The 25,296-nt window shown below is 72.1% G+C and carries 18 protein-coding genes; 7 read left to right on the forward strand and 11 right to left on the reverse strand.

Going from position 1 to position 25,296, the window contains the following annotated elements; all coding sequences use genetic code 11:
• Window positions 1-91: 91 nt before the first annotated feature.
• Complete coding sequence (gene metF, locus QSK20_RS01860; protein ID WP_285786788.1) at window positions 92-1,009, reverse strand: methylenetetrahydrofolate reductase [NAD(P)H]; 918 nt, start codon at window positions 1,007-1,009, stop codon at window positions 92-94.
• Between the two features lie 303 nt (window positions 1,010-1,312).
• Here metF and QSK20_RS01865 point away from each other — a divergent pair, with 303 nt between their 5' ends.
• Window positions 1,313-2,806 (forward strand): helix-turn-helix domain-containing protein, encoded by a 1,494-nt coding sequence (locus tag QSK20_RS01865; RefSeq protein WP_285786789.1) that lies wholly within the window; start codon window positions 1,313-1,315, stop codon window positions 2,804-2,806.
• Window positions 2,803-3,885 carry a polyprenyl synthetase family protein gene (locus QSK20_RS01870; protein WP_285786790.1) on the forward strand — a complete coding sequence of 361 codons (1,083 nt, stop codon included), beginning with the start codon at window positions 2,803-2,805 and terminating at the stop codon, window positions 3,883-3,885. The genes QSK20_RS01865 and QSK20_RS01870 overlap by 4 nt, the downstream gene beginning before the upstream one ends.
• Window positions 3,886-3,903: 18 nt before the next feature.
• On the opposite strand, the gene QSK20_RS01875 is transcribed toward QSK20_RS01870, so the two are convergent.
• From QSK20_RS01875 to QSK20_RS01885, 3 genes are read right to left on the reverse strand one after another with little or no spacing between them, the layout of a single operon-like run.
• Window positions 3,904-4,263 carry a lycopene cyclase domain-containing protein gene (locus tag QSK20_RS01875; RefSeq protein WP_285786791.1) on the reverse strand — a complete coding sequence of 120 codons (360 nt, stop codon included), beginning with the start codon at window positions 4,261-4,263 and terminating at the stop codon, window positions 3,904-3,906.
• Window positions 4,260-4,691, reverse strand: a complete 432-nt coding sequence (locus QSK20_RS01880) for a lycopene cyclase domain-containing protein (RefSeq protein ID WP_285786792.1) — start codon at window positions 4,689-4,691, stop codon at window positions 4,260-4,262. Before QSK20_RS01880 ends, QSK20_RS01875 begins: the two co-directional genes overlap by 4 nt.
• A 1-nt stretch (window position 4,692) precedes the next feature.
• Window positions 4,693-5,073, reverse strand: coding sequence for an Rv2175c family DNA-binding protein (locus QSK20_RS01885; RefSeq protein WP_088985664.1), 381 nt, complete (start codon window positions 5,071-5,073; stop codon window positions 4,693-4,695).
• A 153-nt stretch (window positions 5,074-5,226) separates the two neighbouring features.
• Here QSK20_RS01885 and pknB point away from each other — a divergent pair, with 153 nt between their 5' ends.
• Together pknB and QSK20_RS01895 are read left to right on the forward strand one after the other, a co-directional pair.
• Window positions 5,227-7,233: a Stk1 family PASTA domain-containing Ser/Thr kinase gene (gene pknB / locus QSK20_RS01890; RefSeq protein WP_285786793.1), complete on the forward strand. Its 2,007-nt coding sequence runs from the start codon at window positions 5,227-5,229 to the stop codon at window positions 7,231-7,233.
• Entirely contained in the window at window positions 7,234-8,097 is an 864-nt protein-coding gene (locus tag QSK20_RS01895) for a deoxyribonuclease IV (protein WP_285786794.1), read from the forward strand.
• A 225-nt stretch (window positions 8,098-8,322) separates the two neighbouring features.
• Here the strand turns inward: QSK20_RS01895 and QSK20_RS01900 are convergent, their stop codons facing one another.
• The 4 genes from QSK20_RS01900 to QSK20_RS01915 all read right to left on the reverse strand — a co-directional run bounded on the left by QSK20_RS01900 (window position 8,323) and on the right by QSK20_RS01915 (window position 13,561).
• Window positions 8,323-9,342: a threonine aldolase family protein gene (locus tag QSK20_RS01900; protein WP_285787184.1), complete on the reverse strand. Its 1,020-nt coding sequence runs from the start codon at window positions 9,340-9,342 to the stop codon at window positions 8,323-8,325.
• 141 nt (window positions 9,343-9,483) lie between these two features.
• Window positions 9,484-10,890 (reverse strand): class II 3-deoxy-7-phosphoheptulonate synthase, encoded by a 1,407-nt coding sequence (locus tag QSK20_RS01905; protein ID WP_088982856.1) that lies wholly within the window; start codon window positions 10,888-10,890, stop codon window positions 9,484-9,486.
• A 221-nt stretch (window positions 10,891-11,111) separates the two neighbouring features.
• Window positions 11,112-11,621: an outer membrane protein assembly factor BamD gene (locus tag QSK20_RS01910; protein WP_285787185.1), complete on the reverse strand. Its 510-nt coding sequence runs from the start codon at window positions 11,619-11,621 to the stop codon at window positions 11,112-11,114.
• Window positions 11,622-11,953: 332 nt separating this feature from the next.
• The gene (locus QSK20_RS01915) at window positions 11,954-13,561 is read right to left on the reverse strand and encodes a glycosyl hydrolase family 18 protein (RefSeq protein ID WP_285786795.1); all 1,608 of its coding nucleotides are present in this window, start codon (window positions 13,559-13,561) and stop codon (window positions 11,954-11,956) included.
• A 231-nt stretch (window positions 13,562-13,792) separates the two neighbouring features.
• Between QSK20_RS01915 and QSK20_RS01920 the strand changes: the two genes are divergently transcribed.
• Both QSK20_RS01920 and QSK20_RS01925 read left to right on the forward strand, forming a co-directional pair.
• The gene (locus tag QSK20_RS01920) at window positions 13,793-14,287 is read left to right on the forward strand and encodes a glutathione peroxidase (protein ID WP_285786796.1); all 495 of its coding nucleotides are present in this window, start codon (window positions 13,793-13,795) and stop codon (window positions 14,285-14,287) included.
• A 136-nt stretch (window positions 14,288-14,423) separates the two neighbouring features.
• Window positions 14,424-14,858: a MarR family winged helix-turn-helix transcriptional regulator gene (locus QSK20_RS01925; protein ID WP_285786797.1), complete on the forward strand. Its 435-nt coding sequence runs from the start codon at window positions 14,424-14,426 to the stop codon at window positions 14,856-14,858.
• Window positions 14,859-14,925: 67 nt separating this feature from the next.
• Here QSK20_RS01925 and QSK20_RS01930 read toward each other — a convergent pair whose 3' ends face one another.
• Window positions 14,926-15,714, reverse strand: a complete 789-nt coding sequence (locus tag QSK20_RS01930; RefSeq protein WP_285786798.1) for an SGNH/GDSL hydrolase family protein — start codon at window positions 15,712-15,714, stop codon at window positions 14,926-14,928.
• 497 nt (window positions 15,715-16,211) lie between these two features.
• Here QSK20_RS01930 and QSK20_RS01935 point away from each other — a divergent pair, with 497 nt between their 5' ends.
• Window positions 16,212-17,045: an exonuclease domain-containing protein gene (locus QSK20_RS01935; RefSeq protein WP_285786799.1), complete on the forward strand. Its 834-nt coding sequence runs from the start codon at window positions 16,212-16,214 to the stop codon at window positions 17,043-17,045.
• 48 nt (window positions 17,046-17,093) lie between these two features.
• On the opposite strand, the gene QSK20_RS01940 is transcribed toward QSK20_RS01935, so the two are convergent.
• Together QSK20_RS01940 and QSK20_RS01945 are read right to left on the reverse strand one after the other, a co-directional pair.
• The gene (locus QSK20_RS01940) at window positions 17,094-17,342 is read right to left on the reverse strand and encodes a hypothetical protein (protein ID WP_285786800.1); all 249 of its coding nucleotides are present in this window, start codon (window positions 17,340-17,342) and stop codon (window positions 17,094-17,096) included.
• Between the two features lie 378 nt (window positions 17,343-17,720).
• Window positions 17,721-24,662 (reverse strand): LamG-like jellyroll fold domain-containing protein, encoded by a 6,942-nt coding sequence (locus QSK20_RS01945; protein WP_285786801.1) that lies wholly within the window; start codon window positions 24,660-24,662, stop codon window positions 17,721-17,723.
• Window positions 24,663-25,296 lie beyond the last annotated feature (634 nt).

Below are 25,296 nucleotides of genomic sequence, written 5' to 3' on the forward strand. Positions count from 1 at the left end.
CACCGGGGCGACGACGTCCACCACCCGGTCGCCCGCCCGCGCGCCGGCCCCGACGACCGGCACGGCAACGAGACGGCGGGGGATCCTCCCGTCACACCCGCGCGCCGACCTGGAGGTTGCGCCAGACCTCCCGGGTGGCGGTGGAACGGTTCAGGGTGATGAAGTGGATCCCCGGCACGCCCTCGTCGAGCAGCCGTCGGCACATCTCGCTGGCCTGCTCGATGCCGAGCCGGCGGACCGCCTCCGGGTCGTCACCGACCCGCTCGAACCGCTCGGCGAGCGCGGGCGGGAAGGGCGCGCCGGAGAGCTGCTCGGACCGGGCGATGGTGGCGAGCTGGGTGACCGGCATCACCCCGGGCAGGATCGGGGTGTCGCACCCCGCGGCCGCCACCCGGTCGCGCAGCCGGAGATAGTCGTCGGCGTCGAAGAACATCTGCGTGATCGCGAAGTCCGCTCCCGCCCGGCACTTGCGGACGAAGTGCTCGGTGTCGGAGACGACATCCGGTGAACGGGGATGCCGGTACGGGAAGGCGGCGACCCCGACGCTGAAGTCACCGGAGTCGCGGACCAGCCGCACCAGGTCCTCGGCGTAGTGCACCCCCTCGGGGTGCGGGATCCACTCGCCGGTGGGATCGCCGGGCGGGTCGCCCCGCACCGCCAGCACGTTGCGCACTCCCACTCCGGCCAGCCGCCCGATCACGTGCCGCAGCTCGGCGACGGAGTGGTTGACCGCGGTCAGGTGCGCCATCGGCAGCAGGGTGGTCTCGGTGGCGATCCGTTCGGTGACCGCCACGGTGGTGTCCCGCGTCGAGCCGCCCGCACCGTAGGTGATCGAGACGAACGAGGGACGCAGCGACTCCAGCTCGCGGATCGCCTGCCAGAGCAGGGTCTCCCCCGCCGCGGTCTTGGGCGGGAAGAACTCGAACGAGAAGGTCGGCTGGCAGTCGCGGATCAGCTCCCCGATCGACGGCTGGGAGCTGGGAAGGACCGAGGGAAGACCGAGCGCCACTCCACGACTCTACCGGGCGGGGGCGGTTCCGGCGGTCCGCCGATGTGCGGTCCGGTCGAGAGACGCCGGACTCCCGGTCGAGGAACGCCGGACTCCCGGCGGGGCGACGCGGCGGTACACCGGTCGGAGGGAGCGGATCCTTTCGCTGCGGAGTCGTCGTACCCCTCCGGTATGCAGGAGGCAGCGCGGTGAGCGGGTGTGGGGTCGGCCGCCCGCCGTGCGGGGGTCCGCAGTCCGATCGACGGCGCACCGGTCCGGGTCTCCCCGGCCGCCGGGAGCCGCCGTGACCCTCCCGGAGGCCCCATGATCCCGCCATCGCCGCACGGTCCGGAGCTGTCCGGGCCCCTGCTCGCCCGGTTCCGGCTGGCCCGTGGCTGGAGTCAGGCCCAGCTCGCCGCCCGGCTCTGCGCCGCCGCCGGGGTCGCCACGCTCAGCCGGCACGAGGTCTCCCGCTGGGAGCGGCAGGTACGCGTGCCCGGGGAGTTCTGGCTCGACTGGCTCGCCGTCGTGTTGGAGATCCCCCGAGCACGGCTGTCCGGGGCCGCGGCGGCGAGCCGCCACACCGGCGCGTACCCGGCGACGGACGGGTCCCGGGCCCGACGGGCCCTGCTGGCCCTGGCCCAGCGGTGGCTGGCCGACCCGGACGGGTCCCTTCTGCCGCCCGGTCCGCCAACCGTCCGCACGCCGACCGCCCCCACGTCGGCCGTCCGCACGCTCACCGCACGCACGCCGACCGCCCACAACCCGACCGCCCGCACCTCGATCGGTGACACGCCGACCACCCACGCGTCGACCGACGAGATGCCGGGCCGCGCCGAGGTCACCCACGTCTCCGGTCCGACGTGCGGAGACCGCCTGACATCGGACGACCCGGCGGGATGGCTGGCCGGGTTGCGCCGGCTCGACGACCTGTCCGGCGGCGCGGACCTGGCCGGGCTCGGCGCGTCCCGGTTGGGGCGGGTGGCCCGCGCCGTCCGACTGGCCGGCCCGTCCGGGCGGCGCCGGTTGCTGCCGGTGCTGGCCGAGGCGGCGCAGCTCGCCGGCTGGCTCGCCGCCGACGCCGGTGACCCGGCCGGTGGGCTGACCGCGTACCGGTTGGGGTTGCGGGCCGCCACGGCGGCCGGTGACCGGATGCTGGCCGGACACGTGCTCGGCTCGGCGAGCCACCTGCTCGCCGGGGTCGGTGACCCGGCCGGCGCGCTGTCGCTGGCCCACGCCGCGTACACCGGGGCCGGTCCGGACGCCCCGGCCGGACTGCGGGCGGTGCTGCTGCACCGGGTCGCGCTGGCCGCCGCGCTCGACGGCCGGCACGCCACCGCCGGGCAGGCGCTCGCCGCCGCCGGGCGCGTCGCCGACCGGTACGACCCGCGCCGGGAGCCGCCCTGGCTCTACTGGCTCGACCCGACGGAGCTGGCCGCGATGACCGGCCGGACGCTGGCCGTGCTCGGTCGACCGCTGCGCGCCGAGCCGCTGCTACGCGCCGGCTGCCGGCCCGGTCAGCCGCGTGCCACCGCCGTCTACGGGGGCTGGCTGGCCCGCGCCTACCTCGATCTCGGCGAGGTCGAGCAGGCCTGCGCGGTGGCCGGGGACGCCCTGCTCGCCGCCGTCCGGGCCGGATCCGTCCGGGCTACGGGTCAGCTCGCCGAGGTGGGGCGGCGGCTGGCCGCGCAGCGGGCGGAACCCGCCGTACGCCGGCACGCGGCGCTGGTCACGGCGGCCCGTCCGTACCTTCCCCGGCGCGTCACACCCCCGGTGGTGCGCGGTCGTCGACGGCGACCGGCTAGCGTCGACACGTGACCCACGCAGCTCCCGTATCCCCTGTCGACCGTGCCGGCCTGCGACAACGCGTCGACAAGGCCCTGACCGGATTCCTGGCCAACCAGCGCGGCTGGCTGACCGGGGTCGACGAGGCGCTGACGCCGGTCGCCGAGGCGGTCGAGGAGTTCGTGCTGCGCGGCGGCAAGCGGCTGCGGCCGGCGTTCGCCTACTGGGGTTACCGGGGTGCCGGAGGGGTGGATTCCGACCAGGTGGTCGCCACCCTCGCCGCGCTGGAGTTCGTCCAGGCCAGCGCGCTGATCCACGACGACCTGATGGACCGGTCGGACACCCGGCGGGGTGAGCCGGCGGTGCACCGGCGGTTCGCTTCCCGGCACCGCGCCGCCGGGTGGACCGGGGACGCGGAGGGCTTCGGCGACGCCGCCGCGATCCTCCTGGGCGACCTCTGCCTGGTCTGGTCCGACGAGATGCTGCACGGCGCCGGCCTGGACGCGCGGACCCTGGCCCGGGCCCGGCCGGTCTTCGACGAGATGCGCACCGAGGTCACCGTCGGGCAGTACCTGGACGTGCTGACCCAGGCCACCGGGGACACCTCGTTGGAGCGGGCCGGGAAGGTGGCCCGCTACAAGTCGGCCAAGTACACCGTCGAGCGGCCGTTGCTGCTCGGCGCGGCTCTCGCCGGCGCGACCACGGAGGTCGAGGCGGCCTACTCGGCGTACGGGCTGCCGCTGGGCGAGGCGTTCCAACTCCGTGACGACGTGCTCGGGGTGTTCGGTGATCCGGCGCAGACCGGCAAACCGGCCGGCGACGACCTGCGCGAGGGGAAGCGGACCTACCTGGTGGCGGCGGCTGTCGCGGGGACCGACGACGCGGGACGGACGATGGTCGAGCAGCATCTCGGCGATCCCGAACTGGACGAGGCCGGGGTGGCCCGGCTCCGCGAGGTGATCATCGCCAGCGGGGCGTTGGCGCGTACCGAGGAACGGATCGCCACTCTCACCGAGACCGCGCTGGCCGCGCTCGCCACCGTCGACCTGGAGACCGAGGCCCGCCAGGCCCTGGTCGACCTCGCCATCGCCGCCACCCGCCGCGCCGACTGATCCCGCCGCCCCCGGAGGTCAGGAGCGGGGGCGGCGCAGCAGGCGCAGCAGCCGGCTGCCCTCGCCGGCGGTCGGGGTGCGCTGCACGCCCCGGCGACCGAGCCAGACCCACACCGACAGGGTCAGCAGGACCAGCGCGAAGCCGAAGACCAGGTCCTCCACCGGCGCGTACACGAGCCGGAGGCCGATGATCGCCTCGGGGTCGTACCGGACGATGTTCCGGCCGGTCAGGATGCCGTTGGAGATGAGCTGGAAGAACACGATGATCGGGTAGGTGGCCCAGAAGACCGGCCGCAGCAGCAGCCGGGTGCGCAGCACGTACAGGTCGACCACGGCCACGCAGGCCGCACCGATCAGGGCGGCGACGGTGTACGTCATGCCGGCCCCCCGGTTCCCGGCGGCACCCGGTCGGACGGCCGTCCGGTCGGCGGCTCCGCGCCGTCCGTCACCGCTCTGCCGGGCCGGACCGTCGGGCCGGCGGGTTCGTCCCCCGCCGGCCAGCGGTTGACCGCGCGTACCGCCTCGAAGCCGAGGATCGTGCAGACCGGTACGACGACGAAGAAGAGCAGTTCGTCCACGGGCAGTTCGCCGGGGAGGAGCACTCCGGTGGTCTGCTCCGGGTCGAAGGTCCAGTGCCCGGCGGCGATCGCCGCGAGGTCCCAGAGCACGAAGACCAGCACCACCGGCACCAGGGTCAGCAGCAGCCGACGCCAGCGACGCAACACGTTGACCCGGAACACCGGCTCCAGCCAGAGCGCGCAGACCAGGCACCCGGCCAGCACCCCGAGGTAGGCGAACTGCCGCACGTCAGAAACCGAGCGCCTGGGCCCGGCGCTTGACCTCGCGGGCCAGGTCACCGCCGAGGGCCACGGCGGGGGTGCCCGGCAGGGTGTCGTCCGGCTCGTACAGCCAGCGCAGCGCGGCGTCGTCGTCGTAGCCGGCGTCGGCGAGCAGGTTGAGCACCCCCGGCAGGTGCTTGAGCACGGTCTTGTTGGCGACCAGGTCGACGGGGATCTTCCGGATGCCGTCACGGCGGACCGCGACCAGCTCGCGGTCCCGGATCATCTGGTGGACCTTGCTGATCGACACGTCGAGGCGTTCGGCGACGTCGGGCAGGGTCAGCCAGGCGTCGTCGGCGGCGGGACCGGGGCCCGGAACAGCCCGGTCGGCGGGTACGGATTCACTCACCCGATCACCCTGCCACGTCGTGCCGTCCACCGGCCAACGGGGCGTCCAGCCGGTCGACGGGGCTGGCGACGCCGGGTGCGTCAAGGTGACGATCCGGCGGCACTGTGGCATCCTGTTCTGCCGTCGCCTCCCGGAGACATAGACTGCCCCCCGATGGACACACAGGTCGCCGACACGTTGCTGGGCTCGCTGATCGAGGGACGCTACCGCATTCGCGGTCGCGTCGCCCGGGGCGGCATGGCGACCGTGTACACCGCCACGGACGAACGTCTCGAGCGCACGGTCGCCGTCAAGATCATTCACCCCACCCAGGCGCCGGACCCCCGGTCCCCCCTGGCGGGCTTCGTCGAGCGGTTCACCGACGAGGCCAAGACCATCGCCCGGCTCACCCACCCCAACGTGGTCGCCGTGTACGACCAGGGCACCCACCGTGGCCTGCCCTACCTGGTCATGGAGTACGTCCGGGGCCGGACCCTGCGGGACGTGCTGGCCGAGCGCCGCCGACTCAACCCGGACGAGGCGCTGGCCATCACCGAGCAGATGCTCGCGGCGATCGGCGCGGCGCACCGGGCCGGTCTGGTGCACCGGGACGTGAAGCCCGAGAACGTGCTGGTCGCCGAGGCGCCCACCGGCGGCGCGGCGAACCTGGTCGACAGCGTGGTGAAGGTGGCCGACTTCGGCCTGGCCCGCGCGGTCGAGGCGAGCGGCAGCGAGGAGCAGGGCAACCAGCTGATGGCGACCGTCGCGTACGTCGCGCCGGAGCTGGTCACCGACGGACACGCGGACCCGCGCACCGACGTCTACTCGGCCGGCATCGTGCTGTTCGAGATGCTCACCGGTCGCGTGCCGTACGACGGCGACCGCCCGGTCGACGTCGCCTGGCAGCACGTGGACCGGGATGTGCCGGCCCCGTCCACCCTGGTGCCGGGGCTGCCGAAGGCGCTCGACGAACTGGTCGCGCGGGCCACCCGTCGCGAGCCGGGGGCCCGTCCGACGGACGCCGGGGCGTTCCTGGCCGAGGTGCAGATGGCCCGGGAGGACCTCGGCAGCAACGCGCACACCGCCGTGCTGCGCCGGTTCACCGACGGCGTCGTCCCGGCCGTCGCCCAGCCCACCATGGCCGTCGCGCCGGTCCAGCCCGCCGAGCGTCCCTCCTGGGCCCGGCTGCCCGAGCCGAAGACCGGCCGCCGGTCGCGGGACACCACCGCGCCGGACCGACCGCACCGGCGTCGGGCCGTTCCCGAAGGGGACACCCCGTGGACCCGGCTGCGCCGGCAGCTGTCGGAGGCCACGTCGGGCCGGCTGCCCCTGATCGCCGCCGTGGTGGTGGTCGCGCTGCTCCTCGCCGGTGGTGGCTGGTGGTTCGGCGTCGGGCGGTACACGGCCGCCCCCGCGCTGGTCAGCCTGACCAAGGCCGAGGCGGAGGCGCAGGTCTCCCGCGCCGGGCTCTCCCTCACCTACGCCGAGCCGAGGTACGACGCGAAGGTGCCCCGCGACAGCGTCCTCACGCAGGACCCCCCGTCGGCCGACCGCATCGTCCGGGGCGGCACCATCACCCTCACGCTCTCCCTCGGGCCGGACCGTCTCCCGGTGCCGGACGTGGTGGGCAAGGAGTACGAACTCGCCGAGGCGGACCTGCGCCACCTGGGCCTGGAGGTGGTCAAGGGCAAGGCCCGCTACGACGACAACCTGCCGGCCGGGGTGGTGCTGGACACCGACCCGAAGGCGGGTGCCGAGGTCAACGTCGGCGCCAAGGTCACCGTGGTGCTGAGTCGGGGACGCGCCCCGATCACCGTGCCGAACCTGGTCGGCAAGAGCGTCACCGACGCCCGGAAGGAACTCCAGCAGCTCGGCCTGTCGCCGGTGGAGACCTACCGCGACTCCGACCGGCCGAAGGACGAGGTGATCGGGCAGTCGCCCGCCGACGGCTCCGGCGTGGAGAAGGGCACCGACGTCAAGCTGGAGGTCAGCAAGGGGCCGGCCCCGGTGGCCGTACCCCGGGTCGTGGACATGCCCTGCCCGCAGGGCAAGCAGGTGCTGGAGAGCCAGGGCTTCCCGGTGGTGGTGCAGTTCAACCCCAACGGGGTGGTCCGCTTCCAGAACCCGGGCGAGAACTCCCAGGTCGCTCCGGGCACCCCGATCACCATCGGGTGCTTCTAGATGGCCGGCACCGACCGGCCCGTCGGATCGCACACCCCCACCTCGGGCGGGCTGGCGAAGGCGGCCCTGCCGTACGCCGCCGCCGCCGGCTCCGAGGTGGTGCAGGTCTACGTCTCCAACTCGCGAGGCTGGGCGCTGCCACCCGGTGACCCGGCCCAGGACGTCCTCTTCGCCGAGGGCTGCGCGGCCCGGGGCATCCCGGTCTTCATCCACGCGTCGCTGCTGGTCAACCTCGGCTCCCCCACGCCGGCGACGGTGACCCGTTCGGTGGAGACCCTGGACCACGCGCTGCGGCGGGGCCGGGCGATCGGCGCACGGGGGGTGGTGTTCCACGCCGGCAGCTCGGTCGACGCCGCCCACGACGCCGCCGCCATGCGGCAGGTCCGTGAGTCCCTGCTGCCGCTGCTGGACGCCGCCGAGGCGGCCGGTGGGCCGATGCTGCTGGTCGAACCGAGCGCCGGGGGCGGCCGGTCACTGGCGTCCCGGGTGGAGCATCTCGGGCCGTACCTGGACGCGGTGGACCGGCATCCCGGGCTCGGGGTCTGCTTCGACACCTGTCACGCCTGGGCGGCCGGACACGACCTGGCCGTCGAGGGCGGGATGACCGCGACCCTGGACACCCTGGTGGCCACCGTCGGAGCGGACCGACTGCGGCTGGTGCACGCCAACGACTCGAAGGATCTCTGCGGCTCGACCCGGGACCGGCACGAGAACATCGGCAAGGGCACCATCGGCGAGCCCGCGTTCGCCGAACTGATGACCCACCCGGCCACCGCGGGCGTCCCGGTCGTCGTGGAGACCCCGACCGAGAAGCACGTCGGCCACGCCGCCGACATCGCCACCCTCCGCCGCCTGCGCCCCTGAACCACCCGTACTCCCCCGTCGCGCCGCGTCGCGTCGCGTCGATCATGGAGTTCGGGCACCACCCAAACCCGACAACCGTCAATAATCGCCCGCCACAACTCCATGATCGATGGAGCGGTGGGGCGTGGCCGGGGGGTCGGGTTCGCGGGACGCGGGAGGCCGGAGCCTCCGACGCGCTGGGCCGAGAGGCCCCGGACCGCCCCGCGTCCGCGCCCGTCCGGTACGTCAGCCGGCCAGGATGCGGGTCAGCACGGCGATGGCCCGGTCGATGCCGGCGTCGTCCACGTCCATGTGGGTGACCAGGCGGGCGGTACGCGGCCCGAGCACCGACACCAGCACCCCCTCGGCACGGGCGGCGGCGGCCAGCGCGTGCGCGTCCAGCGATGCCTTGGTCAGATCCAGCGGGACGATGTTGGTGCGGACCGTGGTGGCGAGCAGCCCGAACGGGGCGATCGCCTCGGCCAGCCGGGCGGCCTTCGCGTGGTCCTCGGCGAGCCGTGGCACGTGGTGGGCCAGCGCGTACCGGCCGGCGGCGGCCAGGATGCCGGCCTGCCGCATGCCACCACCCATCCGCTTACGGATGAAGCGGGCCCGCTCGATCTGCTCCGCGCTGCCGATCACCAGCGAACCGACCGGCGCGCCGAGCCCCTTGGAGAGGCAGACCGACAGGGTGTCGAAGAGCGCGCCGTACTCGGCCAGGGGCACCCCGTCGGCGACGTGCGCGTGCCAGATCCGGGCGCCGTCGCAGTGCAGGGCCACCCCGGCGTCGTCGGCGACCCGACGCAACGCCTGGAGGGTGGTCAGCGGAAGCACCCCGCCACCGCCCCGGTTGTGGGTCTGCTCCACGGCGATCGCCCGGGTGGGCACCGCCCAGTAGCCGTCCGGGCGGACCATCGCGGCCACCATGTCCGGGTCGACGTCCCCACCCACCGCCGGCCAGGTCCGCGACGAGATGCCGCCGTACGCCGCCGCCGCGCCGATCTCGTACGTGACCACGTGCGCGTCGGCGTCGCAGAGCAGCTCGTGGCCGGGGGGCACCACCAGTTGCAGGGCAATCTGGTTGGCCATCGAACCGCTGGGGGCGAAGAGCGCCGCCTCGTGCCCGAAGAGCGCGGCGGCCTCGGCCTCCAGCGCGTTGACGGCCGGGTCCTCGCCGTAGACGTCGTCGCCGACGTCAGCGGTGGCCATCGCCTCCCGCATCCCTGCGGTGGGCCGGGTGACGGTGTCCGACCGGAGGTCGACGATCGTGTCCACAGGCTCACTCCTCGCGTCAGCCACGGTGCCTCCTCCGGCCGCCGACTGCGGGGCTCGCAAGCTCACTCCTCGCGTCAGCCACGGTGCCTCCTCCGGCCGCCGACCGCAGAGCTCGCAAGCTCACTCCTCGCGTCAGCCACGGAGCATCTCCGCCACCAGGAAGGCCAGCTCCAGCGACTGCTGGGTGTTCAGTCGCGGGTCGCAGGCGGTCTCGTACCGGCCGGGCAGGTCGAGATCGGCGATGTTCTGCGCACCCCCGAGGCACTCGGTGACGTCCTCGCCGGTCAGCTCGACGTGCAGCCCGCCCGGGTGGGTGCCCAGGTTGCGGTGCACCTCGAAGTAGCCGAGCACCTCGTCGACGATCCGGTCGAAATGCCGCGTCTTGTAGCCGTTGGAGGACTCGTGCGTGTTGCCGTGCATCGGGTCGCACTGCCAGACCACCTTCGCCCCGGCGGCGTCGACCTTGGCGACGATCGGCGGCAGCGCGTCCCGGACCTTGTGGTTACCCATCCGGCTGATCAGGGTGAGCCGGCCCGGGACGTTCTCCGGGTTGAGCTTCTCGCAGAGTTCCAGCGCCTCGTCCGGCGTGGTGGTGGGGCCGAGCTTCACACCGATCGGATTGGCGATCCGGGAGATGAAGTCGACGTGCGCGCCGTCGATCTGCCGGGTCCGCTCGCCGATCCAGAGGAAGTGCCCGGAGAGCCCGTACGCCCGGCTGTCGGAGACCCGGGTCAGCGCCCGGTCGTACTCCAGGGCGAGGGCCTCGTGGGAGCAGTAGAGCGTGACGGTACGCAGCGCCTCCTCGTCGGTCATCCCGCAGGCGCGGATGAAGGCCAACGCCCGGTCGATCTCCCGGGCGATCGCCTCGTAGCGCTCACCGGCCGGGGAGTGCTTGACGAAGTCCTTGTTCCAGTCGTGCACCGCGTGCAGGTCGGCCAGCCCACCGGCGAGGTACGCCCGGAGCATGTTCATCGCGGCGGCGGAGTTCGCGTACGCCCGGATCATGCGCTGCGGGTCGGCGACCCGGGCCTCCGGCGTCGCCTCCAGCGAGTTGATCATGTCGCCGCGGTAGGCCGGCAGGCCACGCGCGTCGGTCGGCAGCGACCGGGGCTTGGTGTACTGCCCGGCGACCCGGGCGACCTTGACCACCGGCAGGGACGCGCCGTAGGTCAGCACGATCGCCATCTGGAGCAGGGTGCGGGCGTTGGCGAGCAGGTGGCTCTCGGTGTTGTCGGCGAAGGTCTCCGCGCAGTCGCCGCCCTGGAGCAGGAAGGCCCGCCCCTCGCAGACCAGCGCCAGCCGGTGGCGCAGCTGGTCGACCTCGTACGGGGCGACGACCGACGGGACGGTGTCGAGCACCGTGCAGACCTCGGCGACCGCCGCCGGGTCGGGCCACGGCGGGGTCTGGGCGCGCGGAAGGCTCCGCCAGTGGTCCAGGCCGAGCGCGGCGTCCTCGGCGGAGTCCGCGGTCGGGCGACTGGTCTGGAGTCCGGGGCCGCCGACGGCGGGGTGGGTCAGCTGATGCCACTCTTGGCGCATGCCGGAAAGCCTACGGCGACAAGGGCGGCGGGTCCCAGCCGAGGGGGCGGGTTCCGGTGGTTGGGAGCCGCCCCGGCGGCCCGCCCGGCGGGCCGGGAGGCACTGCCGGGCAGCCCTGGGCCGGCGGGTGCGGGCCCGGCCGCCTGGCCCGACGGCCGACCGCCGGTGCCCATGCCCGGAACCGCCGCCGCAGCCAACCGCGGGACGACGCCCAGGGGCAGCTACGGCGCGGACGAGGGGCTCGGCGCCACGGTCGGCGTCGACGAGGCGCCCGGGGCCGTGGGGTCGCCCGGGACCTCGTCGGCGATGCACCAGTCGGCGCCGGTGCGGGTCACCGTGAACACCAGCGCGCGGGTGGTCGACTGACCGCCGACGGAGACCGTCACGGAGGCGCTGACCTCCTGCCCGCGCGCCCCGGGCCGGACGTCGGTGACGGTCGCGGCCGGAACGGTGAAGTGCTCGGCGAAGTCGCCGTTCGGGCTGGTCGCGGCGGCGTCGAAGGCCGCGTGCGCGGTGGCGCAGAACTGGCTGCGTCCGGCGGCGACGTCCTTCGCGACCATCGCGTCGAGGTACGCCTGCACGCGCTCCCGGGACCGGGTGGCCGCCTCCTCGGCGGGTGCGCGGTCCGGCTCCTCGGCCGGCTCGTCGCCGCCGATCCCGCAGCCGGACAGGGCGAACGTCAGCGCGGCCAGTACGACCGCCAGGGGCAGCGCCCCCCGCTTCACCGCCATCAGAGCCTCCTCGCCCGCCACGTCGAGCCGACCGAGCCGCGAGTCTGTCACATCGACTCCCTTGCATGGCCACGTCACCACCGACCCGGGTGTCCGGCCACCTCCGCCCGCCGCCGGCCGGAGCACCTGACAGATCAACGACCCAGCACCCCGCACCGTCGCACCACCGGCCGGCGCCGCGCCACGTGGTAGCAGGGGTCCCCTGTTACCGCTTTTTGCGGAACAGGGGACCCCTGCACACACCCGGGGCAGCACGCCAGCCACCGGTACGGCGTCGGGGGTGGGGATTCGGCCCGGCCGAATCCCCACCCCCGACGGGTGGTGCGGTCGGGTCAGCCGAGGCTGCCCTTCATGGCGCTGATCAGTTCACCGTTGCTGGTGTCGCCGGAGAGTTCCCAGAAGAACGCCCCGCCGAGGCCCTGGTTCTTCGCGTACGTCATCTTGCCGCCGAGGGTGGCCGGGGTGTCGTAGCTGTACCAGTTGTTGCCGCACTTGGCGTACGCCGTGCCGGCGATGGTGCCGGTCGACGGGCAGGTGTTCTTGAGCACCTTGTAGTCCTCGATGCCCTGCTCGTAGGTGCCCGGCGCGGGGCCGGTGGCGGTGCCGCCCGGGGCGGCCTGGGTGACGCCGGTCCAGCCTCGGCCGTAGAAGCCGACACCGAGCAACAGCTTGTTGGACGGGATGCCCTTGCCCTTCAGTTTCTGGATCGCCGCGTCGGCGTAGAAGCCCTGCGTCGGGATGCCGTTGTACGAGTACAGCGGCGAGTGCGGGGCGGTCGGCCCCTGGGCGTTGAACGCGCCGAAGTAGTCGTAGGCCATCACCATGATCCAGTTCAGGCTTCCGGCGGCGCCGGCGTAGTCGGCGGCGTCGATCTTGCCGCCGTTGGTGCCGTCGGCGGTGATCGCGGCGGTGACCAGGTTCGAGGAGCCGAACTTCGACCGCAGCGCGGAGGCCACGTTCTTGAACGCGGCCGGACCGCTGTTGTCACAGGTCAGGCCGCAGGCGTTCGGGTACTCCCAGTCGATGTCGATGCCGTCGAAGACGTCCGCCCAGCGCGGGTCCTCGACCAGGTTGTAGCAGCTCTCGGCGAACGCGGCCGGGTTCTGCGCGGCCTGGGTGAAGCCGCCGGACCAGGTCCAGCCGCCGAAGGACCAGACCACCTTCAGGTGCGGGTACATCTTCTTGAGCTTGCGGAGCTGGTTGAAGCTGCCGCGCAACGGCTGGTCCCAGGTGTCCGCCACGCCGTCCACGCTGTCCGCTGCGGTGTACGCCTTCTCGTAGTCGGCGTAGCTGTCACCGATGGTGCACCGGCCCCCGGTGGTGTTACCGAAGGCGTACATGATGTGGGTCAGCTTGGCGGCCGAGCCGCTGGTGTGGATGTTCTTGACGTGGTAGTTCCGGCCGTAGACGCCCCACTGGGCGAAGTAGCCGACGAGCTTCTTGTCCCCGGTCGGCGGCGGCGTGGTGGGGGGCGGGGTCGTCGGGGGCGGGGTGGTCGGCGGGGCCGTGGTGGGCGGCGCGGTGGTCGGCGGCGGGGTGCCACCGCCACACGGGGCGCCATTGATCGTGCAGCTCAGCGGGGCCTTGTACGCCCCGGTGCCGTTGTAGCCCCAGCTGAAGGTGGCGCCCGGCGCGATGCCGCCGGCCCAGCTCTTCTTCACTGCGACGTACCGGTTTCCGCTGCGGGTGACGTCGGCGTCCCAGGAGCTGCTGACGCTGGTGCCCGAGGGGAGCTCGAACTCGATACGCCAGGTGCTGACCGTGGCGTCCGAACCGTTGGTGATGGTGACCCGCGTCTCGTGGCCGGTGCCCCAGTCCGAGGCCTTGGTGAAGCTGGTGGTCACGCTGCCGGCGCCGAAGGCCGAGGTCATCGGGACCGCGGCAACGGTCACGGCGACCACGGCGCTGGCCCAGAGGGCTCGGCGGAGTGATCTTCTCATGCGGCGTCTCCCTAAACAGTTAGGAAACTTTCCAGATGGTGGTTGAGACGCTACTCACGCCGTCATCACTTCGTCAAGATGCGCATCTATCGATTTACATCTGGGATCCCTGCCGGTCAGCGGGGCGGGCCCGACCCGTACGGGTTGTCGACCAGCCGTCACCCGGGGTTCACCACCCCGGCCGGCCCGTCGTCCGCCCACGTACGTCTACGCGGCGGTAGCCTCGCCGGCATGAGCGTCTTCGACATCGAGATCAACGCCCTCGCCGGCGGCGCGGCCAACCTCTCCGGCCACCGGGGGCGTGCGCTCCTCGTGGTGAACGTGGCCTCCCAGTGCGGCCTCACCCCGCAGTACGCCGGCCTGCAGAAGCTGTACGACGCCTACGCCGGACGCGGGCTGGTGGTGCTCGGGGTGCCGTGCAACCAGTTCGCCGGACAGGAGCCGGGCACGGCCGACGAGATCGGCGAGTTCGGCCGGATCTCCTACGGGGTGACCTTCCCGCTGACGGAGAAGGTCGAGGTCAACGGTCCCGGCCGGCACCCGCTGTACGCGCTGCTCACCCAGACGACGGACGCCGACGGCCACACCGGCGACGTTCGCTGGAACTTCGAGAAGTTCCTCGTCGCGCCGGACGGCACGGTGGCCGCGAGGTTCGCCCCCACGGTCGAGCCGGACGCTCCGGAGCTGCACGCGGCGATCCAGCGGGTCCTGCCGGCGACGGACTGAGGTCCACGCCCTGTCCGGTATGCCCGACCTGCGGACCGGGGCACCCCGCCCCCAACACGCCTCGACCGGGTCGATGGCGCGTCCGTCCACACTGCGGACCGACCATCGTCCCCCACGTCGAGCGACCGGGAGTGCCATGAAACCGACCAGCCGGCCCATCGGCTACTGGCTGCGACACCTGCACGATCTGATCGAGGCACAGTTCGAGGCCGCCCTCGCCGAGGACCGGCTCGGCCGGCGGCACTGGCAGACCCTGCACCTGCTGCACGAGGCCGCGCGAACCCCGGCGCAACTGGATGCCGCCCTGGCCCCGTTCGGCACCGACGGCGACGGCGCCGTGGACGATCTGGCCCGGCGCGGCTGGGTGGCGCGGGGCGACGACGGCCGGTTCGACCTGACCACCGCCGGTCGAACCGCCCACGCGCAGATGGCCGCCCGGGTCGAGGAGGCCCGCGCGTTGCTCATGTCCGGTCTCACCACCGAGCAGTACGTGGAGACGGTACGGGTGCTCGCGGTGATGGCCGGCAACCTGGAGTCGGCCTCGCCGGCAGCCGGGGCAAAGAGCCGATAGGGGCGTACCGACGCACCGGGCCCGCCGCGTCGGTGCGCGGCGGGCCCGGTGCGGACGAGGTTCCGGTTCAGCCCGCGACGGAGCGGAAGACCGGGTAGTTGCCGCCGGACTGACCGGCCGCGGTCGGGTGGTACGACACGCCGATGTCGAGGATGTTCAACGCGTGCAGCCACTTCTCGCCGTAGCTGCACAGCTGGTGCCCGATGAAGGCGTTGCGCACGTCGGCGAAGCGGAAGCCGTGCGAGGTGGCCCGGCTGCGGATGATGTCGTCCACCAGGTTGATGCCCTCGTTGATCTTCGCCCGCGCGGTGTCGGTGAGCCCGACGCAGGGGGTGTTCAGCTGGTAGAACACCGGGTAGCCGACGACCACGACGCGGGCCGAGGGAGACCGGGTCTTGATGCCGTTGTAGACGTTGTCCAGCAGGCGCGGCAGGTCGTTGCGGGCCTTGACCATGGCAGCGTCCACCGAGGCCACGCACTGGCTCGTGCCGTAGAGCACGCAGGTGGTCATGATGTTGGCGAAGCCGACGTCGTTACCACCGACCTGGACGCTGACCAGGGTGGTGGTCGAGGTGAGCGCCGAGAGCTGGGTGTTGATGACGCTCGTGGTGGTGGCCCCCGAGCAGGCGACCGACTTGTAGGAGGCCGGCTTGATGTTGGCGGCGTACAACGCGGGGTAGGCGTTGGTGCTGCGCTTGCAGCTGCCACTCTCGCTCGTGTAGCTGCCGGCGCCCACGCCGGAGGCGTACGAGTCGCCGAGGGCCACGTAGCGGTCGGTGGCCGCCGCCTGGGCGGGAACGGCCGTCACGATGGTGGCGCCGAGAGCCGCTGTCAGGCTCAGGGCGAGGGTTACCAAGCGGGATCTCCGCACGTCGCACACTCCCGGGGGCTAGGAGAAAGATCAGCAAGAGATAGATATCACTTAATGGCCGCGTCCGGAAGACCAAGTAGGGGTGTACGTCGATATTTTTCGATTCCCAACCCCTAGCCGAAGATCGTCGTCAGGGTGCGCCACCCCGGTCCGGGCATCCCCGACCGGCACGCGTCGAGCAGCAGACGCGGCAGCTGGACCGTCGGACGGCCCACCGACAAGCAGCCCCGAAATCCGCAGACATCCGACCACCCCCGAGCAGCTCCGCTCCACACCCGACGGTGGATGTTCCGGTGGCCCGAAACGGTCTGGCCGGCTCGGTGACAGGCCTTGCCGGACACCGCGTACTGTCCACAAAGGCCGCCAGTCGGCCTGTTCGGCCGCGCCACCATCGCGCTTCGACCGGTCACCATGATCCGGTTCCCCGTGCGCGGCGGCCGGAACGGCCCCACGTCACCAGCCCCACCAGGAGACAACAGAACGTGATCAACAAGTACGGCGGAAGCTGCGGCACGTGCCGCACCTGGGTCGAGGCCGGAGCCGGCCAGGCCATCAGGGTCGGTGGCCGCTGGAGTTCGTACCACCACGGGTGCGCTCCGGCACGGACCGCGCCGCCCCGGGGCACCCATCCCGGCTGGCACGACCTGCCGCTGGTCGGCTTCGACCTGGAGGCGACCGTGCCGCAGCCGATGCGGACCCGGATCGTGTCGGCGGCCCTCACCTACCCCGACGGCACCCAGGACACCTGGCTCGTCGATCCCGGCATGCCGATCCCGCCGGACGCCACCGCCCTGCACGGCATCAGTGACGACATGGTCCGGGCGCACGGCCGGCCGGCCCGCGAGGCGCTGGCCGAGATCGGCACGGCCGTGGCGAAACTGATCGCCGACGGTTCGCCGCTGGTCGCGTTCTGCGCGTCCTACGACGTCACCGCCCTGCACACCGAACTCGCCCGACACAACCTGCCGTCGATCCCGTGGGACCGGGCCCTCGTCGTCGACCCGTCCGTCCTGCACCGGGAGGTGGAACGGTACTGGTCGGGCGGACGGCAGCTCGGCGACCTCTGCCCCTACTACGGGGTGGAGCTGGACACCGCCCACGAGGCGGCCAGCGACGCCCGCGCTGCCGTCGGCCTGGCCCGCTCCATCGCCGCCCGGCACGAGCGGATCGCCCGGATGCCACTGCCCGAACTGCACCAGGCCCAGATCGACTGGTACGCCGAACAGGGCCGCGATCTCCAACGCTACTTCGACCGCACCGGCCAGAACCGAACGGTGAGCCTGGAGTGGCCGCTGGAGACAGCAGACCGCGACTGACCGGTACGCCGCGTCACCCGCCCGGACGGCGACCCGTGATGCCTCGGGTCAGAGCTGACGGGCGGGATCCGGCAGCGGCACCATCCTGTCGAGCCGCTTGTTGAGGGCAAACGGATCGTCGAAGAACTCGACGTCGCTGACACTGCGCATCTCGGTGACGATCTCGTTGGACCAGTCCCGCGCCGATCCGGCCAACCGGGTGTCCGAGGCTTCGTGGCTGCCTGAGATGCAGTCCGCTCGGCGTGTCGTACATCTGAGTTGCCACCACTGCGTGCGGTAACGGATTTCCGCCGCCACGCAGTGACCTCCCTTCACTCCGGACGGCGACCGGAGCGCTGCTCACCGCACACGAATCCATTTCAGCGCGCCGGCGGTCGGCTGCACCGCGCGCTGCTCGCCGACCGTCCCGAAACGCGGGCGACGCTGCTCGTCGAGCCCGACAACGAGTTCGCGCGCGGGGCGTACTCCCGATGGGGTTACCGACCGATAGGAGAACTCCGGCCGGGCTGGGAGCACTCCCCCACCTATCTCGCCATGCTGTCGACCACCCTCTGACCACTCGGAGTCCTCGCAACAGCGTCCGCGTGCTCGCCGAGACCGTGCGGCCTCCGGCGCAGGGGTGGCTGCGCCGGAGGCCGTCGGCCCGGACCGGCCGGCTCGGCGTGGTTCGCGCGGTTACCGGTCGATGCCGAGGTAGCGGGCGACGTGGACGATGATCTCCTGGGTGTGGGGCGTGAGTCGGTACAGCTTCTTGGTGACGATCTCGGTGGTGGCGGCGGTCAGGTTCGCGAGGCTGGCGAGGTTGGCGGGGCTCTTCCTGACGTCGGGTTCGATGGTCTGGATCAGGTCGTAGATGCTGCTGAACCCCTCGCTCTGCAGTGCCTTGGCCAGGGATGCCGGGGCGTTGGGGGAGGCGGCGACCGGGTCGAGGAGGCGGCTGACGAAGGTGACCCGGTGGAAGACGCGCCAGCAGGGCGGTTTCTGGTCGGCCTGGTGCGCCTGGCGGAGGGCGGCAGCCTGGGGTGAGGTGGCGAGCCAGATCGGGTCGATGACCTTGCCGTAGAAGTCCTCGAAGTTGTCCTTGGTGACATCGAGGTAGAAGGTCATGAACCGGTAGGCGTCGACCCTGCCGGGGCTGGTGACGGGCTGCTTGGTGGCAGGGTCGTAGACGGGGGCGCCAGCGTCGGTGTAGCGCTGGAGGTCCCGGCCGCCGGTGCAGGCGACGTCGAGCCCGAACGTCTTCGTCGACGACTTGGCCCTGGTGCGGGTGACGCTGGTGCCGCCGGCGATGCTGGCCTCGAAGCCCAGCTTCATGCCGCCGGCGGCGCCCTTGACCTCGAACATGCCGCCGCCGCTGATGGTGCCCTTGACCGAGTAGGAGCCGCCGGTGGTCTCGGTCACCGTGTCGGTGGTCTGGGTCGACTCGGCGAAGAAGCCGCCGCCGGCGGTCCAGACGTAGGTGTTGACCAGGTTGCGCCGGGCCGACGACTTGTTGGCGATCTCCTTGGCCTTCTCGGCGGTCCGGTCCGGAGCGTGGGTCTGGGTGGACACCGAGTCGTAGTAGCTCTGCAACTGCTGGGCCTGCCGCTCGACCCGGCGTTTGAGGGCGTACGCCTCGCGGGGTTTGAAGTAGCTGTACTCGGCGCCGTCACCGGCGGTCGGGTAGTGGGTGGGGTCGGGGAAGGGACCGGCCAGTCCGTTGCCGACGAGGCCGTCGAGGGTGCCCTGTTTGGTGTAGAGCGGGTTGATCTGGAACTCGATGATGTTCCAGTCCCGGGGGATGTCGGGATTGGGCATCATGCGGTACGCGACCAGCGCACCGGTGTGTCCGAGGCGCAGGGCGAAGACGTCGGCGGTCTCGGACTGGACGAGGGCGTAGCCGGTGTTGGCCGGTATCCACCGCTGGCCGGCGGCGGGGTTGATCGGGTTGTTCGGGTCCTCCCACGCGCCGCTGAGGGCGACGGTGCTGGTGCGGGTGGTGTTGCTGCCCTCGGACACCTCGGTGTCCCTGGTCCAGCCGTTGGAGTAGTCGAGGCCGAACTCGAGGTTTCCCTCCTTGGAGAGCTTGGCGAGCGGTTGGGCGGTGCCGATACCGAGGGGTGCGGTGATGTTCAGGACGTCCGCCGAGACCTCCCAGGAGAACTTGAGTTTCGCCGAGACGTCCATGCTGGACTCCTGGCTGGACGACAGCGTGTTGGTGACCTCTTCGGCCTGGACGAAGGAGACCGTGGCTGCGCCGACGTAGTCGTCGGTGCCCGGACGCTTGACGAGGTTCTCGGACGGGACCGGCGGCGCGCCCTCGATGTAGCCGACGAGTTGCGGGTCGAACTGGGCCTGGCCGACCCACTTGCTGACCAGGTTGCCGACCTTGTAACCGGTGATGAGATACCAGCGTCCGGCCTGCTGGTAGGTGTAGCAGCGCTTCATCACCCCCCGCACGCCGCGGTGCGGGACGCGTTGGACGTCGGCGTACTCGGCGACGGCGGGAGAGTTTCCGACGAGGCCGTGGAAGGCGGTGCGGATACCGGTGAGCGCCGAGCGGACCTCGGCGGTGTCGGTGGAGATGGGCGCCGTGGAGAGCACGATGACGGGCTCGCTGCCGGCGGTGGCGGTCAGGTTGTTCCCGCGTGGGCCGGCGTCGAGGATCGGGGCGCCGGTGGCGGTGGAGGCGGCGTCGAACGGGTAGTAGCAGACGAGGTCCTCCGACTCGCCCCGCAGTCGGCCGAAGGTGTTGTCGAGGATCTGTTCGCCGGTCCGCGCGGTCTGCCACACCCGGATCTCGTCGAGAGTGCCGGCGAAGCCGTCACGCAGGGTGTTACCGGTGGTCGTGCACCCGCCGATGGTGAACTGTTCCGGCCCGTAACCGGCGGTGACGACGGCTTCGGTGGCCGGGACCGGGTCGGCGGGGGTCGCGTCGCCGTTGCAGTACAGCCGGAACCGGTTGCCGTCCGGGTCCGGGGTCTTGACCCACGCGGCACCGTGCAGCCTGCCGGTGTAGGTGCGGGCGACGTCGGCGGTGGTGTTCCCGGCGTCCTCCGGGAACGTCCACCGGGCGACCAGGCCCGGCGTGCTCTCGCTGACCGCCGCGCCGATCTTCGCCGCTTCCCGGGCGACGTTCCAGAGTCGTACCTCGCTGAGCACGCCGCGCAGCCCGTGGCCGGTCTGGCCGCTGCGGTAGCGGCCGATCTCGAGAACGCCGTCGTTGCCCGTCGGCGCCGGTCCGGTGAGTGTGGCGCTGCCCGCCTGCGCGCCGTTGACGTAGAACACGATCTCCTGCGCGTTCAGGTTGGCCGGGCTGGGTCTGCGGGTCACCGCTACCCGGGTGAAGGTGCCGGCCGGCACCTTCGTCGTCGAGACGGCGGTGCCCGGCTGGGTGCTCGCGGTGTTCTCGTACCGGAACGCCAGCGCCCCGTCGGGCTGCACCCAGAAGGCGTACGGCACCGTGCCGCCGGCACCGTCGGCCAGCCCGCCCTTGCAGACCAGTCCCTGGGCGCTGCCCAGCGTGTCGATCCGGAGCGCGACCTCGATCGTCAGGTCGCCGGTGACGTTGAGGGCGGCGGCGCGGCCGGTGTCGAGCCACGCGGCGCCGTCGAAGCGCAGCGCCCAGTCCTGCTCGAAGACCGCCGCCAGGTGGCCCCACTGGCCGGCCGGGTAGACGTCCCGGCTACGCACCAACTGGTCGCCCACCCCGGCGAGGATCTTGTAGCCGGGGAACTGGGAGTCGACGACCCTGGGGTTCCCGGCGATCGTGGCGTCGTTGCCCCGTCCGGTCAGGTCCGTGGTCCGCCGGCCGAGGAAGTTCCAGTAGCCGAGCAAGCCGGTCTCCCGCCCGGTCAGCCGACGGTCCTTGTCCGCCGTCAACTCCTGGGCGGAGCGGGCGCGGCCCCAGATCCGCACCTCGTCGAGCTGGACGTACGCCTTGTTGGCACCGACCGGGGCATGGCCGAGCAGGAGTTTGCCGGTGCCGGCGAAGTGTCCGGTGGCGGGGCGGCGGGCAACCTCCACGCCGTCCCGGTAGACGATCTGGTTACGGTTGGTGCCCTCCCGGTCGTACACGCACGCCCAGTGGTGCCAGTTCTGGTCGCTGTAGGAGCTCGACACGTCCAGGTCGTCGCCCCAGAAGGCCAGCGTGAAGTTGTTGTTGGAGCGGAACCCGATGTGCAGGCTCTGGTCCACCGAACTCGTGCCGCCGAGGCCGACGACGTAGTCGTCCCGGCCGCTCGCCAGACGCTTGGCCCAGAACTCCACGGTGAAGGAGGTGCTGGTCAGGTCGATGCCGGCGCCGCAGTCGAGATAGTCGTTGCTCCCGTTGAACTCCAGGGCCGAGGGGTAGGGCGCGCCGGAGACGCCGAGGGTGTACCGGGTGGTGGGGGTGCCGGGCAGGTTGGCGTGCAGGATGCGGCTCTGCGTGCCGACGAAGCCCGGGTTGGCCCAGGCTTCCAGGGTGAGGTCGCCGACCATCGTCGCCCGGGGGCGTTGGGCTGCCGGGAGAGCGAGCCGCTTGGTGCCGTCGAACGCGTACGCCCGCCCGGGGGCGTGGCCCTGCCACCGGTTGCCCCGCCCGGCCACCACGTCGGCGGCGGTGCCGTTGGGCACGGCGGCGGTGGCCGTACCGGCATCGACCGCGACGAACAGGGAGCCGCGGTCCAGCCGCGCGCCGGGGCGGCTGGACGTGGCCGAGGCGTAGTCGTAGACGACCCTGCGCACCTCGGAGCCGGCCGGCACTGCGGCCGGGGTGGCGGTCAAGGTGAAGCTGGAGACGGAGGGCACGGAGTCCCGCAGTTGGTAGACCGACCCGGCCATGCTGATCCTGGTGCCCGCCGCCAGTCCTGCGGCCAGCGGCGCGGCGAGTATCACGGTGTTGCCCTGGATCGAGGCCACCCTGCCCAGCAGATCCCCGACCGGGGTGCCGTTGAGGACGGCCGCGAAGTGGTCCGCGCGCCTCGGCACCGCGTTGAACGTCTCGGTGTGGGTCGTGTTGTTCGCCGCACGGGTGACCACCACCGTGCAGCGGTCGGCGTCCGGACCGTCCGAGACGGTGAGACCCAGCTCGGACAGGGCGACCCCGGTGTCCCGGCTGGTCACCTGGAGCCGGCCGGAGGCAAGCGTGATCTTCTTGGTCGCCCGGGAGGCGGTGACGTCGTAGTAGACGGAGAAGAACTGCCCGTCGACACCACGGAAGTACAGCACCACCTCGCCGGTCGCGCTGTCGAGCAGGACCGGGGCGTTCCGGCTCCACGCGAAGGCCAGCAGAGCCCCGAAGATGCTCAGCCCGGTGTTGTCGACGGCGACCGTCGGCATCGCCAGCAGCACGTCGTCGCCGCCCTGCAATCCTCCGCTCAGCGCGGCCAACGCGGCCTGCCGGTCCGCCAGCAGCGTCTGGTCCCGGGCGAGTTGCGCCTTCGCGTCCCCCTGAGAGCGGAGGGCGGCCTGGTAGGTCGAGGATGCCGAGCCCAGCGCTGTGAGCAGATCGTTCGCCCGACCCGAACGTTCGTGGGGCCACACGAAGTTTCCCTGGTCGTAGCAGTAGCCGGAGTTCACGAAGGCCCAGTACCTGTCGTTCCAGTACTGGTGCTCCGGGTAGGAGTTCCGTACCGCCTGGTCCGCCTGGTCGAGGAGATGCTGGTCCATGACCAGTTTCGCCTGCGCGTCCGTGACCGCGGCCTGGGCCGCGCTGAGCGCGTCCATGTCCTTGGTCGGGTCGGGGCGCCCGATGGTGGCCAGGGTGACCGACCGGGGCACCTGCGCGAGCCGGCCGTCGGCGGCGAGAGCGAGGTCGAGGGTCGCCAGCAACGGAGTGCCGCCCGGGGCGGCGGAGTCGACCGTCGGAAACGCCAGCAGGACCCGCGCCTGCCGCTTCGCCGGGCTGGGCTGCTCGGCGTAACCGGCGGCAGTCTCCTCCTGCTGGAAGTACAGCACCGCGGCCACGCCGGAGGCGAGCGACCGGCCCGTGACACCGAAGGTCTCCCGGGACAGTCCCGGGCTGTCGCCCACCGGCGCGCCCGAGGTCACCCAGGCCGCGCCGCCCCGGACGGTGCCGTTGAACCCGTTGTCGGTGTGGTCGGCGACGCTGGTCCCTCCACCCTCGTCGAAGCGGTAGTAGGCGACCAGACCCGGCTCGACCCCGGCGAGGCGGCGACGGACGTCGCGGGCCAGGTCGGCGGCGGACCGTGCCTGACTCCAGATCCGCACCTCGTCGACGTCGCCCCGGAGGAACTCGCCGAAACCGGGCCCCGACCGCCGCGCGCCGACGTAGGTCACCACCCCCGAGGAGGACGGGGCGAACGACATCGCGAGACTGCCCACCTCCACGCCGTCGACGTACAGCCGGCCCATGGCCGGCGTGCCGCCGAACACCGCGGCGACGTGGGAGTAGCGGCCGACCGGCACCACGCCGTCGGCCGAGCTGACCGTGTTGCCGCTGCCGGGATGGGCCAGCACCAGCGCCCCGGCGGTGGTCAGGCGCAGCGTGAACGACCCCGCCTGCGACCCGTCCCCGGCGGCCACGACGACCCCACCGGCGGCGGCCGGGTTGATCCACGCCTCCACCGTGTACGCGCCCGTCAGCCGCGCGTTCGCGGCACTCCCCAGCTCCAGGTAGTCGTCCTGGCCGTCCAGCCGCAGTGCGGTCCCGGCGCGGTCGGTCGGCAGCGGGACCGGCACCAGCGGCTTCTTGGTGAACGGGTCCGCGCCGGGCTCGCGTTCGAACACCGAAGCGGCGTACCTCGGGTCCGGGCTGGTGTAGAACTGGGTGCCCGCCAGGTTGAACAGCCCGTCGTCGGCCCGTTCGACGTTGAACCCGTCGATGCGGCCGGTCACCGCGTTCGCGGTGAACAGCTGCCACCGCGACACGTCGTTGACCTGCGTCGGCAGCAGCATCACCGCGAACTGGCCGTCGGTGACGTTCCGGACGAACGACAGCTGCCGGGTGGGCTCGTAGAAGGGATTGCCGTCCAGGTCCCTCGTCCCCAGGGTGTCACCGGTATAGGCGGGCGACGTCTTGCTCCGGCTGCGGCGGTAGCGCACCTCGAGCACCGGCTTGACCGCCGCGCCCACCTGCACGAACCGGTCACAGAGGATGGTGCGGGACACCAGCGGCACCTTCGCCCCGCCCGCCTGGGCGTAGTCGGTGCGGCCCGCGTCCCCGGAGACGCCGCCGCCGGCCAGCCGGAACAACGCGTCCGGGTGCGCCGCGTCGAGCGCCTGACGGAACAGCAGCAGGTACCGGCCGTCCGAGACGACCTGGAACGGCGCCTGGGCGCCCAGCCGGGCCGTCGTGGACAGGAACGCGTCCAGATCCTCGGGCTGGAGCTGCGTACCAGCAGCAGTCTCGGCCCGCCCACCCAGTCGTACCGGCGGCACGCCAACCGTCTCGCCACCAGCGAAACCGACCTCGGTGATCTCGCTCGGGAACACCAGCAGCGGCGGGTTGTCGTTCCAGTACGAGCTGTCGATCTCGCCCCGCTCGCGGCTGCCCAGGTCCAGATTCAGCACGTTGTAGTAGATCCGCCGCGAGTCGTCCATCGCGAAGGCCACTGTCGCGCCCTGGTGACGGACCATGGTCGTGTACACGTACTTCCGGTCGCTGTACGTCCTGACCACGTTCTTGTTCGGCACTCACTTACCCCCAGGTCGATGGACCGCTGATGTGAGAAGCACAGGAAAACGCCGGGACCGTTCCGGACGCACCGAACCGATCCTTTTCGGGTAGCACGGTCCGCCTCGGAATCCGGGCGGTCGAGTTCTGCGGGATTACGACGCGGTCAGTGCGGCGATACGAGGAGGTGACGCCACCGGAATAGCGCTCACCGGCGGATCGTCGTGCCGGAAAGGCGCTCCGCGGCGAGACCTGCCGCAGATGAGGAGGGTGTGTGGTGGTCGGCCCGCCCCGGCACAGGGTGACTGGCGCTCCGGTCGGCAGGGGCTCCATCAACAGCAGGACCCTGCCCCAGTGAGCTAGGTCCCGTGGACGGGACTGCGTGCCGCACCGTTGACATGCCTGTCCTTTCGAGAGCCACGGCACACCTGCGCCATCCGGCAGCGGACCTCCGCCGGCCGGATCAGGAAGGATGCGCGAACAGATCCCCAGCCCACATAACGAGCCGTCTTTCGGCGGCCCGACGATTCCGGGGACCAATCCACCATACACACAGAGCAAGATTAATGTAACTGGCCGAACGGCAGGCTCACAAAACTCACCGAATCGGCGACCAAGCCACTAAACCTGATGATAGTTGCCGAGCATCGCCGA

This window comes from Micromonospora sp. NBRC 101691 (assembly GCF_030269285.1).
In the GTDB taxonomy this organism is placed as follows: Bacteria; Actinomycetota; Actinomycetes; order Mycobacteriales; family Micromonosporaceae; genus Micromonospora; species Micromonospora echinospora.